Source organism: Nocardioides sp. Z22_16, from assembly GCF_058134365.1.
Genome location: NZ_JBYTTI010000003.1, coordinates 683,239 through 695,446, shown reverse-complemented (window position 1 = coordinate 695,446; position 12,208 = coordinate 683,239). Strand labels below are relative to the sequence as shown.

The 12,208-nt window shown below is 72.7% G+C and carries 11 protein-coding genes and 1 tRNA gene; 1 reads left to right on the top strand and 11 read right to left on the bottom strand.

Going from position 1 to position 12,208, the window contains the following annotated elements:
- Positions 1-7: 7 nt before the first annotated feature.
- A complete protein-coding gene (locus tag AC3X7R_RS11745) occupies positions 8-565 on the bottom strand; it encodes a PepSY domain-containing protein (protein ID WP_489965830.1) in 558 nt (185 codons plus the stop codon).
- Positions 566-741: 176 nt separating this feature from the next.
- Here AC3X7R_RS11745 and AC3X7R_RS11740 point away from each other — a divergent pair, with 176 nt between their 5' ends.
- Complete coding sequence (locus AC3X7R_RS11740; protein ID WP_489965829.1) at positions 742-1,332, top strand: hypothetical protein; 591 nt, start codon at positions 742-744, stop codon at positions 1,330-1,332.
- A 27-nt stretch (positions 1,333-1,359) separates the two neighbouring features.
- Here the strand turns inward: AC3X7R_RS11740 and AC3X7R_RS11735 are convergent, their stop codons facing one another.
- The 10 genes from AC3X7R_RS11735 to AC3X7R_RS11690 form a co-directional block, all read right to left on the bottom strand.
- Positions 1,360-2,073, bottom strand: coding sequence for an SGNH/GDSL hydrolase family protein (locus tag AC3X7R_RS11735; protein ID WP_489965828.1), 714 nt, complete (start codon positions 2,071-2,073; stop codon positions 1,360-1,362).
- Between the two features lie 116 nt (positions 2,074-2,189).
- Positions 2,190-2,861 carry a ComEA family DNA-binding protein gene (locus AC3X7R_RS11730; protein WP_489965827.1) on the bottom strand — a complete coding sequence of 224 codons (672 nt, stop codon included), beginning with the start codon at positions 2,859-2,861 and terminating at the stop codon, positions 2,190-2,192.
- Positions 2,862-2,996: 135 nt separating this feature from the next.
- A complete protein-coding gene (locus tag AC3X7R_RS11725) occupies positions 2,997-3,503 on the bottom strand; it encodes a hypothetical protein (RefSeq protein ID WP_489965826.1) in 507 nt (168 codons plus the stop codon).
- A 171-nt stretch (positions 3,504-3,674) separates the two neighbouring features.
- Positions 3,675-3,747: transfer RNA gene (locus tag AC3X7R_RS11720), tRNA-Thr, on the bottom strand.
- Positions 3,748-3,865: 118 nt separating this feature from the next.
- Entirely contained in the window at positions 3,866-6,211 is a 2,346-nt protein-coding gene (locus AC3X7R_RS11715; protein WP_489965825.1) for an arylsulfatase, read from the bottom strand.
- A gap of 12 nt (positions 6,212-6,223) precedes the next feature.
- Positions 6,224-7,198: a formylglycine-generating enzyme family protein gene (locus tag AC3X7R_RS11710; RefSeq protein WP_489965824.1), complete on the bottom strand. Its 975-nt coding sequence runs from the start codon at positions 7,196-7,198 to the stop codon at positions 6,224-6,226.
- Positions 7,195-8,847: an ABC transporter ATP-binding protein gene (locus AC3X7R_RS11705; RefSeq protein WP_489965823.1), complete on the bottom strand. Its 1,653-nt coding sequence runs from the start codon at positions 8,845-8,847 to the stop codon at positions 7,195-7,197. The genes AC3X7R_RS11710 and AC3X7R_RS11705 overlap by 4 nt, the downstream gene beginning before the upstream one ends.
- Complete coding sequence (locus AC3X7R_RS11700) at positions 8,840-9,643, bottom strand: ABC transporter permease (RefSeq protein ID WP_489965822.1); 804 nt, start codon at positions 9,641-9,643, stop codon at positions 8,840-8,842. Before AC3X7R_RS11700 ends, AC3X7R_RS11705 begins: the two co-directional genes overlap by 8 nt.
- Complete coding sequence (locus AC3X7R_RS11695) at positions 9,640-10,599, bottom strand: ABC transporter permease (protein WP_489965821.1); 960 nt, start codon at positions 10,597-10,599, stop codon at positions 9,640-9,642. Before AC3X7R_RS11695 ends, AC3X7R_RS11700 begins: the two co-directional genes overlap by 4 nt.
- Positions 10,599-12,170 (bottom strand): ABC transporter substrate-binding protein, encoded by a 1,572-nt coding sequence (locus AC3X7R_RS11690; protein WP_489965820.1) that lies wholly within the window; start codon positions 12,168-12,170, stop codon positions 10,599-10,601. Before AC3X7R_RS11690 ends, AC3X7R_RS11695 begins: the two co-directional genes overlap by 1 nt.
- Positions 12,171-12,208: the final 38 nt, after the last annotated feature.

The following is a 12,208-nucleotide window of genomic DNA, read 5'->3' as shown; positions in this document are numbered from 1 at the left end:
CCGGGGGTCAGCGGTCGACGGTCTTGCTCACCACCGCGAAGGAGTCGTCGAGGTCGACGTCCCACTCGGTCCCGTCGTCCTCGACGACCTCCACCTCGAAGGCGACCCCGCGGTCGTCGCTGGCCTCGACGTCGGTGACGGTGCCGCCGCCGACCGCGTCCAGCGCCGCCCGCTCGGCGGAGCCGCGCTCGGTGTCGCTGAGGGCGCGGTCGTCTGACCCGTCGGTGTCGTCGTCGGTTTCGTCGTCGGTGTCGTCGTCGGTGTCGTCGGTCGTCTTGCTGACGACGGCCAGGTCCTCGTCGAGCGTGACGTCGACCTCGGTGCCGTCCTCGAGCCGGACCTCGACCTCGTAGGCCTCGCCCGGGTCGTCGCTGGACTCGGCGTCGGTGACGGTGCCGCCGCCCGCCGCCTCCAGTGCGGCGGAGGAGGCGCGGTCGCGGTCGCCGCCCTGGAGCTCGTCCGCCCCGGCGGTGCTGGCCAGCGCCACGCCGCCGACGCCGAGGACGGCGACCACGGCGATGGAGGGGATCAGGACGCGCTTGGTGCGGAGCTTGGAGATCTTCATGGGAGGGGCCTCTCGGGTCACGGATCGATGTGGCTCGACTCTGCGGCATGTGCGCTGAACGCCGCCTGAACGTCCCTGAAGGCGCGTTCAGCGCTACGGGCCGGTACCGTCGGGGCGGTGGCCCCTGCTCCACCGCCTCCAAGCCAGCAGACCGAAGACCCAGAGAGCAAGGCCTTATGACCGACCGCAGCACCTTCGACCACGACAGCCAGCTCGACGCGGAGACGACGACCGAGACCGTGATGGAGGACGTCGCGGAGCCGAAGCCGATCTGGGCGGAGTCAGCCCGCGAGGTGCTGCTCGAGGTGGCCGGCAAGTACAACGCGGTGGTGACGTCGAAGGACCTGGCCGCTGCCGTCCAGGCACGCTCGGGCGTCACCACCACCCAGGCGGCGCACTACTGGATCGGCGACGTGCTGGCCCTGGTGGCCGAGGAGTGCGTGGCTCGGGACGAGCCCCTCCTCCCCTCGCTGGTGGTCAACGCCCAGGGTGGCGTCGTCCCCGCCTACGCCCAGATCGTGCTGGCGCAGAGCGGCGAGGCACCCGCCGACGCCGACAGCCACGCCTCTCGGGAGCGGCTCGCCTGCTACCAGCGCCACGAGGCCACCGGCCTGCCGGCCGACGGCGGCCGGGCTCAGCTGACCCCCCGCCTCGCCGCCAGCCGGACCCGGGAGCGCAAGAACGCGCTGGCCGAGCGCGTCCTGCCGGTCTGCCCGAAGTGCCACCACGTGCTCGCCTCGATGGGCACCTGCGACAACTGCGACTGACCCACCGGTAGTCAGCGCCGGCTCGGATCAGGCCGGGCAGGTGTTGACGGCCTCGAGGGTCTTCTTGGCCAGCAGGTCCGCGCCGAGCCAGTTGACGTGCACCGTGTCGGTGGTGATGCCGCCGTACGGCGCACCGGCGGCGTGGTAGTCCTTCACCGCGTTGTTCCAGTGGGCGAGCCGCACCTTGGGGTTCTTGTTGAGCAGGTCGAAGAGCACCCAGAAGTTGAACTCGTCCGCCCAGGTGTTGATCTTGCCGAGCAGCGTGTTGGCGTTGACCGTGGTCAGCACGAAGCACGAGGCCTGCGGAAACGTCGCCATCAGGTTGTCGAGGTCGGCACGCGCCTGCGCCAGAGGGGTCGACGGCAGGTCCTCGGGGGTGTTCGCGTTGTTGGTGCCCAGGTGGATCACCACGATGCTGGGGCTGCGCAGGGCGAGCTCGTCGGCCGTCGCCTGCTGATCCGCGAGGGCGGCACCGGGCCAGCCGTGGACGGCGACCTGGTAGCTCGGGTCCAGGTACTGGTGGAGGGCGCCGTAGGCGTTGTAGGTGATCGAGTCGCCGATGACCCCCACCGTCCTGGCGCCGGCCTTGCCCGCGTACGGCTCCAGCGGCTGGCGCGGGCCCACGGGGGCGGCGGACGCCGGGGGGGCCAGGCTGGCGGCGAGGAGGACACCGGCCGTCAGGGGCGCGGCGACCGCGACGCGCCAACGTCGGCGCGGGAGGTGACGGGACGGGCTGCGCACAGGGGCTCCTCGAGAAGCGGCGACTGGTGAACCCTGTCAGGTGCCGAGCAGCGTCGTCAACGGTGTGGCCACGGGCATTCGGTGGCGGCCTCGGCCGACCGGGTGCCTGACGGCGGTCACAGCAGGACGACTCGCTCGCGGAGGCCGTCGTACTGCACGACGTCGAGGCCGGCGAGATTCACCAGGTCGTCCTCACGCTGGAACCTGCCCAGCTGCTGACGGACGTCCACGAGGTGGGTGGCCTGCGCCTCGCTCAGGTCGAGGCACTCGACGATCACCGAGACGGGCGCGCTGTTGAGGTCGACCAGTCCACCGTCATCGAAGTTCCGCGACAGATCCGGCCGTCCGATCCGCAGGTCCCTCGCCATCTGCGGGTCCCGCTGGGCGAGCGCTCGCGCGTCGCTGCGCTTCCGTCGTGCGGCCTGGACCGCCGCCACCGCAGCGGCGTTGGCGTCGGGCGAAGGATGCGGCAGGTACGGCGGCGGAGGCAGCTGCACCGGGCCGCCCCACAGCACGCCCCTGCCGGCGACCCCCGAGTAGGTCAACGCAGCCATCAGGTTGAGCAGCACGATGCCCAGGCCAAGACTCGTCCAGACGTTGTCGGCCCCCTCGGGCTGCGACCCGAGGGCCACCATGCCCAGCACCAGCGCACCGGCGAAGGCTCCGAACCACGCCCACGCGCGCACCGTCTGGACCTTGAGGGCGATGACGAAGGGAGCCAGCGGTGCGAACAGGCCCAGGGTCAGGACCGGAACCGCCCACGGCCAGATCGGTGGTCTGCTGCGCATCGTGTCTCCTTGCCCCGGGAGCCATCCCCCGTGATGACGTGCTGCCACGGTATGCGCAGAATCCCGCCACCGATGGCCATTCTCAGAAGGGGCACGCCGTGACCTGGGCGCGCCCGGTCAGTCCTGGGCGCCCCGTCAGTCCTGGGCGACCTTGACCTTCCTGGTGACGTCGGAGACGCCGCCGTTCCTCGTGCCCGGCCCGGTGGAGGCCTTCACCCGCAGGGTTCCCGCCTCGGGGACGCAGGAGCGCGGGATCGTCGTGCGGATGGTGCTGCGCTTGATGTTCCACGTCGTCGTCGCCGCGCACTCGGTCGGGATCAGCATGCCGTCGCTGCGGCGGAGGAACCACTCCTCCTCGACCGCGCCCTTCCGGGAGCGGTGGCTGGTGCCGGTGGCCGACGTCGTCGCGCCGTAGACGTAGTAGCCGTAGAACTGGGTGTCCCGCGTGCGGAGCCCGCGGACCTTGGCGGTGATCACCAGCTCCGTGGAGGTGTGGGAGACCTTGAGCCGGGTCAGGTCGAGCTTGGCGGGAGCGTCGCCGGACTTGTCCTTGATGCTGCCGGTCGCGGCGTGGGCACCTGGGCCGAGGGAGATCGTGGCGAGGACGAGCGGGGCGGCGAGGAGGACGGCGAGCTTCTTCATGGGCCTCTGTTCCAAGGTCGGTCGGAGTTCCGAGATCGATCGGGGCGGTTGTACCCACTTTTCTCGGGGGCGATCGCGTGCGCTGCCGGCCGGCTCCGGCGTGAGAGTGCCATGAGGAAGCAGGAACCGCAGGTACCGGGGACTGCTCCCCCGACCTGCGGTTCCGGTCTGAGCCGCCTATCGGAATCGAACCGATGACCTAATCATTACGAGTGATTCGCTCTACCGACTGAGCTAAGGCGGCGTGCCGCCCGGCTGTCCACGAGGGCGTGGCCGGGCAACCCGGGGAAGTATACGGATACCGGCGCCCGGCGGCGAAAACCGCCCACCGGGCAGTCATCGGGACCGGGGGCGCCCGGGATTCAGTGCACGACCAGCGTCGCCCTCAGCTCCTCGGACCCGCTCAGCGGCTGGTGGTCGTCGTCCGCCACCAGGGTCACGTCGCGGATCGTGCCGCCGTAGGGGAACCCGCGGCCCGGACCGTAGTCGTCGGTCACCGGGGTCCCGCGGTCGACGCCGACGTTGAGGGTCTGGTCCATCGAGAAGAAGGACGAGATCGTCCGCTCGATCCGGCCCGAGCCCACCTCCTGGCCGTCGAGCACCAGCACCAGGTCGCCGCCCCGGCCGGGACCGCCGCCGTCATAGGCGAAGCGCACCTGCGCGGTGTGCGCACCCTCGCAGACCGGGCCCTGGGAGCGGATGACCGTCTCCTCGGCGCCCAGCCAGGCGTAGGTGAAGGTGAGGAAGCCGTCGCGGACGTAGAAGGACCACCCGGCGAACCGGCTGCCCTGCGCGACCAGCACCCCCTCCGCCTTCCCGGTCTCGTCGGCGAACCGGGCCGTGATCGACCACGAGCCGTTCTTCAGCGGCGGGACGGCGTCCTCGCGGAGGTTGCCCGCGCCCGCCCGCAACGTCAGCCGGCGCGGCGGCGGCGGGCGGTGGCCGACCGTCACGGCCTCCCCGTCGCTGTCGAGCCGGCGCAGCGACTTGTCGTCGATCGGCAGCACGTTGTTGCGCCGCGCCTCGGCGAGGAAGAGCTCCTGCAGCTGCGCGAGCCGCTCGGGGTGCTCGGCGGCCAGGTCGCGGGCCTGGGTCCAGTCGGTGGTGGTGTCGTAGAGCTCCCACCGGTCCTCGGCCAGCGGCACCGGGGACTCGGCCAGCGCCCACGGCGTCCGGTGCTTGGTCACCGCGCTCCACCCCTCGTGGTAGATCCCGCGGTTGCCGAACATCTCGAAGTACTGCGTGACGTGCCGCTCCTGCGCGGCCGCGTCGTTGAGCGAGTAGACGAAGGAGACCCCGTCGACCGGGTCCTGCCGCACCCCGTCGACGGTCTCGGGGTGGGGCACTCCGGCCAGCTCGAGGATCGTCGGGAAGACGTCGATCACGTGGTGCCACTGGTCCCGGACCCCGCCGCGGTCGGCGATCCCCTGCGGCCAGTGCACGATCAGCCCGTTGCGGGTCCCTCCGTAGTGGGAGGCCACCTGCTTGGTCCACTGGTACGGCGTGTCCATCGCCACCGCCCACCCGGCCGGGTAGTGGACGAACGACTCCGGCCCGCCGACCAGGTCGAGCTGCTCGGCGATCCGCTCGGCGGAGTCCTCGATCCCGTTGAAGCGCATCGTCTCGTTGAGGGTCCCCTCCAGCCCACCCTCGGCCGACGCCCCGTTGTCGCCGAGGATGTAGAGGACCACCGTGTTCTCCAGCTCGCCGGCCGCACGCAGGTGGTCGAGCAGCCGCCCCACCTGGACGTCGGTGTGCTCGGCGAACGCCGCGTAGGTCTCCATCAGCCGCTCCGCGACCAGCCGCTGGGTCGCGTCGAGCTCGTCCCAGTGCGGCACGCCCGGCGTCCAGGGCGCGAGCTCGGCGTCCGGCGGCACCACCCCGAGCTCCTTCTGCCGCGCCAGGGTCAGCTCCCGCTGCCGGTCCCAGCCGTGGGAGAAGTCGCCGCGGTTGCGGCCCCGCCACTCCTCGGGCAGGTGGAACGGCGAGTGGGTGGCGCCGAAGGCCAGGTAGGTGAACCACGGCCTGCCCCCGCCGTGAGCCCGGACGTCGTCGATCCAGCCGATCGCCTGGTCCACCAGGTCCTCCGACAGGTGGTAGCCCTCCGCGGCGGTCCGCGGCGCCTCGACGAACGTCGTCCCCTCCACCAGGGTCGGCTCGAACTGGCTGGCCTCGCCGCCGAGGAACCCGTAGAACCGGTCGAAGCCCTCCCGCGTCGGCCACCGGTCGAACGGCCCGGCCGGGGTCTGCTCCCAGGTCGGGGTCTGGTGCCACTTGCCGAAGGCGCCGGTGGCGTAGCCGTTGCCGCTCAGCGCCTGGGCCAGGGTGCCGGCGCTCAGCGGTCGGGTGGCGTCGTAGCCGGGGGTGCCGTTGCTGATCTCGACCACGGTGCCCATCCCGACCGCGTGGTGGTTGCGGCCGGTCATCAGGGCGGCCCGGGTCGGCGAGCAGAGCGCGGTGGTGTGGAACCGTGAGTAGCGCAGCCCCTCCGCGGCGAGCTGGTCGGCCGCCGGCATCGCGCACGGGCCGCCGAACGCCGAGGAGGCGCCGAAGCCCATGTCGTCGAGGAGGACCACCAGCACGTTCGGGGCGCCCTCGGGCGCCTCGAGCCGGGGCTGGGCGGGCAGCTGCTCGGCCTGGTCGGCGAGCGCATCGGCCGCCTCGAAGGGCGGGCGGGGCTGGTGGAAGGGCAGGTGCGAGCGGGTCATCTCGGTCTTCTCTCAGTCGTCGCGGCGGTCGGGCTGGTCGTCGTTGGCGCAGCGGAAGCCGACGTTGGCCGAGGCCGAGTCGGGGGTGCTGCTGGAGCGGGCCGCCACCCGGTAGCGGCGGCAGTAGGAGTCGTGGCAGAGGTAGGAGCCGCCGCGCATCACCCGCTGGGTCCCGCGGCCGGGGCCCCGCGGGTCGCCGACGGGCTCCGGACCGGCCAGGACGCGCTCGGCGTACTCGGTGGGCGAGAACCAGTCGGCGCACCACTCCCAGACGTTGCCCACGGTGTTCCACAGCCCGTGGCCGTTGGGCCGGAAGGAGCGCACCGGCGCGGTGGTGAGGTGACCGTCCTCGGCCGTGTTGTGCAGCGGGAAGTCGCCCTGCCAGATGTTGAGCCGCCAGGCCCCGCGGTCGAGCAGCTCGTCGCCCCAGGGATAGCGGGCGCCGTCGAGGCCGCCGCGGGCCGCGTGCTCCCACTCCGCCTCCGTCGGCAGCCGCGTGCCGGCCCACCGGCAGTAGGCGTCGGCGTCGCGCCACGTCACGTGCACGACGGGGTGGTGGGGCAGGTCGGCGGCCGAGGAGCCGCGCCCGGCGGGATGACGCCAGTCGGCGCCGCGCACCGCCCACCACCAGGGCAGCCCCACCACCGGGTGGAGCACGTCGCGCGGGTGCGCGTCGACGGCGAGGTGGAAGACCGCCGAGACGCCGAGCTCCTCGGCCTCGGTGACGTGGCCCGTCTCCCGGACGAACCGGGCGAAGGCCGCGTTGGTCACGGCCGTCTCGTCGATCCAGTACGGCGCCACCCGGACCTGGTGGACCGGGCGTTCGCCGTCGGCCGGGTCGCCCTCGCCGGACGCGTCGCCCATCGCGAAGGTGCCGCCGGCGATCCGGACCTGCCCCCTGCGGACGGCCTCCGTCGGCGAGGGCCGGTACGCGCCCGCCACCCCCGCGGGGGGCGCGCCCCCGACCCCGCCCGAGCAGCAGGTCACGACGCGACCTCGACCGTCGGGACGGCCTGCCAGCCGTCGGCCCGGGCCGCCGGGTCCGGCACCGGCACGGCCGCCAGCAGCCGGCGGGTGTAGTCGTGCTGCGGCCGGGCGAAGACCTCGGCGACCGGCCCGGACTCCACGACCTCGCCCCGGCGGAGCACCGCGACGTCGTCGGCGACCTTGTTGACCACGGCCAGGTCGTGGCTGATGAAGACACAGGCGAAGCCCAGCTGCTGCTGCAGCGCGCGGAAGAGCTCCAGCACGTCGGCCTGGACCGAGACGTCCAGCGCACTGGTCGGCTCGTCGGCGATCAGCAGCCTCGGGCGGAGCACCAGGGCCCGGGCCAGGGCCACCCGCTGCCGCTGGCCGCCCGAGAGCGCCCGCGGCCGGCGGTCGGCGAGATCCGGGGTGAGCCGGACCGCCTCGAGCAGCTCCGCCACCCGTCGACGGCGCTCCTGCGGGGTGCCGACGCCATGGATGTCGAGCGGCTCCCGGACGCTGGCGCCCACCGACATCCTCGGGTCGAGGGAGGCCTCGGGGTCCTGGTGCACGAAGGCAAGGTCGCGCCGGAGCTCGCGCCGGCGGCGCGCGCCGAGGGCGAAGAGGTCCTCCCCGGCCACCTCGACGCGGCCCTCGGCGAGCGGGACCAGGCCCGCGGCCAGCCGGCCCAGGGTGGTCTTGCCCGAGCCGGACTCGCCCACCAGCCCCAGCACCCGGCCGGGCGGCAGCTCGAGGCTGACGCCGTTGACCGCCGGGAAGGCGCGGCCCCGTCGCGACGAGCCGTAGCGCACGTGCACGTGCTCGAACCGCAGGGCCGGGAGGCCGGTCGCCGGCCCCGGGTCCGGGACGGAGTGGACCACGTCGCCCGCGTCGGGGAGCCGGAGCACCGCGGCGAGCAGCTGGCGGGTGTAGGGGTGCTCCGGGGAGGCGAAGACCCGACGGGTGCTCCCCTCCTCCACCACGTCGCCCTGACGCAGCACCACGACCCGGTCCGCGATCTCCGCGACCACCCCCATGTTGTGGGTGATCAGCAGGATGCTGGTCCCCGTCCGGTCGCGGATGCGGCGCAGCAGCGCCAGGATCTCCGCCTGGACGGTCACGTCCAGCGCGGTGGTGGGCTCGTCGGCGAGCAGCAGCTCCGGCTCGTTGGCCAGGGCGAGGGCCAGCACCACCCGCTGCTTCTGCCCCCCGGAGAGCTGGTGGGGGTAGTAGCCGAGCCGCTCCTCGGGGTCGGGGATCTCGACCTGGGTGAGCAGCTCCACGGCCCGGCTCCGGGCTTGGACCCGCGACAGGCGCCCGTGTGCCCGCAACGCCTCGCGGAGCTGCCAGCCCACGGTGCGCACCGGGTTGAGGGCGGTCTGCGGCTCCTGGAAGACCATCGCGATCCGCTTCCCGCGGAAGCTGGAGAGCCCGGCCTCGTCGAGCCCGAGGAGCTCCTCGCCGCGGAACCGGATCGACCCGGTGGCGCGGGCCCCCGGCGGCAGCAGACCGAGCACCGCCCGGGCGGTCATCGACTTGCCGGAGCCGGACTCCCCGACCAGGGCGAGCACCTCGCCCGGGTCGACGTGCAGCGAGACGTCGTTGACGGCCGGCCGCGGGTGGGCGAAGGAGATGGCGAGGTGCTCGACGGTGAGCAGCGTCTCAGGCACGGTGGGCCTCCGAGAGTGACTGGGCCACCAGGAGCAGCCCGAGGACGAGGAGCACGACCACGAGGAGGGGGCCGAGGGAGAGGAACGGGGCGTCGTACATCAGTCGCGTGCCGTCCTTGATCAGCGACCCCAGCGAGGGGTGCGGGGCCTTGACGCCGATGCCGAGGAAGCTCATCGCTCCCTCGATGAAGACCGCCACCGACATCGAGAGCGCGAGCTGGACCGTGAGCGGCTCCAGCGAGTTGGGCAGCACGTGACGGCGCAGCAGCCACCACGGCCGGGCGCCGACCACCTGCGCCGCCTCGACGTACGGCATCTCCCTGACGGTGCGCAGGGAGGTCCGCACCAGCCGGCCGAAGACCGGCACCTCGATGGCCACGATCACCACCGCGATGGTCGCCACCCCGGGCCCGATGACCGCGGCCAGCGCGATCGCCAGGATCAGCGTCGGGAAGGCCAGCACCAGGTCGAAGAGGCGCTGGGTGAGCACGTCGGTGACCCTCCACCAGCTGGTGACCAGGCCCAGGAGCATGCCGAGGGTGGCGCCGGCGGGGACGGCGACGAAGACCACCAGCAGGTCGACCCGGATGCCGGCCAGCGTGCGGGAGAGGACGTCGCGGTTGACGTCGTCGGTGCCCAGCCAGTGCGCCGCCGAGGGGCCCACCAGGTTGGCGCCCGGCACCTGCTGGGTCGGGGAGTACGGCGCCAGCAGCGGACCCAGCAGCCCGAGCAGCACGATCGAGCCCACCAGCACCAGCCCGGCGATCCCCTTGGGGGTCCGCAGCGCGGCCCTCATGCCGTGCCGCCGATCCGGATCCGCGGGTCGAGCCACGCGTGGACGATGTCGGTGACCAGCTGGGTCACCACGAAGATCGTCACCGAGAGCAGCAGCAGGACCTGCACCACCGGGTAGTCGCGCCCGGAGATCGCCTCCTCGACCAGCCGGCCGAGGCCTGGCCAGGTGAAGATCGCCTCCACCAGCACCGCCCCGCCCAGCAGGGTGCCGAACTGGATGCCCAGCACCGTGACGGCCGAAGGCAGCGCGTTGGGCAGGGCCTGGGTGAGCACGATCCTGGAGTGCCCGATGCCCACCGCGCGCGCGGTGGTGACGTAGGGCTGACGCAGCTGGGAGCGCAGCGCCTCGGTGAGGAACCTCGTCAGCCCGGCCCAGACCGGGACGGCGAGGCAGGTCGCGGGCAGCAGCAGGTACTGCACGGCGATGTCGGGCCGGGCGATGAAGCCGTCCGGCGGGGTGCCGCCCGAGGGCAGCACCGGCACCAGGACCGCGAAGACCAGCACCAGCAGCAGCCCGGTGGCGAAGGTCGGCATCGCCAGCGCCACGGTGTTGATCCCGGCCAGGGTGGCGTCGAGCCACCGGCGCTCCGCGACCACCGCGACCACCGCGGTCGCCGTGGCCGCGCCGACCGCCAGGGCGAGGGCGGTCAGGGTGAGGACCACCGTGTTGGTGGCCCCGTCGGCGAGCAGGTCGCTGACCTGCCCGCCGACCACGAAGGAACGGCCGAGGTCGAAGGTGAGCACGTCGGAGATCCAGGAGAGGTACTGGGTGAGGAACGACTGGTCCAGCCCGAGGTCGGCGCGGATCGCCGCCCGGGCCTCGGGCGAGGCGTCGGGCCCGGCCAGCGTGTCGACGGGGTCGCCGGGCACCAGCCGCATCAGCCAGAAGATCAGCAGCGAGGCCGCGGCGAGCAGGCCGAGCGCGGAGGGGAGCCTCCCCAGGACGTAGCGCAGCATCACTGCTCCTTCCACGCCTCGTCGAGGAGGAGCTCGGTGCGCTTGCTGTAGTCGATGCCGTGCACCGCGCTGGTGGAGACCAGCTGGGGGTAGTAGGTGACCAGGTCGGTGAGCCAGACGTTCTCCACGATGTGGTCGTTGACCTTCTCGAAGAGCTCCCCGGCCTCGGCCGAGGTCGGGTCGGCGACCTTCCAGGAGGCGTCGGAGTCGGCGCGGTACCGCGCGTCCTCGAAGTTGGAGGCGTTGTGGGCGGCGTTGAAGGGGAACGCGCTGACCGTCAGCGTGGCCGGCGTGTACTGGGCGTAGGTGTGGCTGAAGATCCACATGCCCTCGAACTGGGCGCCGACGAGCTGCTTGTACATCGAGGCGAACTCGGTGGGCTTCAGCTCGACCTCGATGCCGGCCTCGCCGAGGTCGGCCTGCACGATCTGGGCGATCGCCTCGGCGGTCGGGTCGCCGGCGGCGAACTGCAGGGGCAGGGTGGGCACCTCGCCGATCTCGGCGACCAGCGCCTTCGCCTGGTCCAGGTCGCGGGCGTAGTGCAGGCCCGCCTCTTCGTCGTACGCCGGGGAGGCCGGCGACCACGGGAGCCCCTGGGGGACCGCGGCGCCGCGGTAGACGTCCTGGACGATGCGCTCGCGGTCCACCGCGTAGGCCACGGCCCGGCGCAGCCTGACGTCCTGGAGGTCCTTGTTCTTGAGCTGGAACCCGATGTACTGCTGGTTGGTGGCGCCCTCGAACCTGTTGATCTGGAACTTCGGGTCCTTGCTGAGTGTCTCCACGTCGCGCGGGGTGACGCCGGTCGCCAGGTCGTACTGGCCGGAGCGGAGGCCGGCGACCCTGGCCTGGGCGTCGGGGACGACCGAGACGTCGACGGCGTCGAGCTTGGGGGCGCCCTTCCAGTACTCCTCGTTGCGCTCGAAGGTCATCGTCGACCCGGGGGTCCAGCCGGTGAACTCGAAGGGGCCGGTGCCGTTGTAGACCTGGGCCTCCTTGAGACCGTCGAAGGTCTCGGCGTCGACGATCGGGACGATGTCGAGCAGGTCCAGGATGTTGCTCAGCGGGTGGGCGAACTCCAACGTGATGGCGTGCGGGTCGGAGGTGTCGAAGCCGGTCACCGCGGCGGCGGTCCGCTGGACCTGGACCGCCCAGGCCGGGTCGGCGAAGGTCTCGATGCTGAACCGCACGTCCTCGGAGGTGAAGGGCCGGCCGTCGTGGAAGGTCACGTCGTCGCGCAGCTGCAGCGTGATCGACCGGCCGTCCTCGGCCACCTCCCAGGAGGTGGCCAGCGACGGCTGGGCGTCGAGGCTGTCGTGCGGGTACTCGACCAGCGAGTCGTAGGTCAGGCCGATCAGGGTGTTGCCGACGTCGCTGGACTGGCCGAAGACGGAGGCGGGGACGTGGTCGGTGGCCGCGGCGACCCGCAGGGTGCCGCCGGCCACCGGGTCGCCGGAGGAGCCCGAGGGGGACTTCTCCCCGACGGCCGAGGAGCAGCCGGCGAGCAGGAGCACCGACGCGGCGGCAGCGGAGGCCAGTCTGGGGAAGAAGGAGCGAGGACGCGTTGCGGACACGGGCGTTGCCTTTCGGGTCAGGGAGCGGGGGTGGTGCG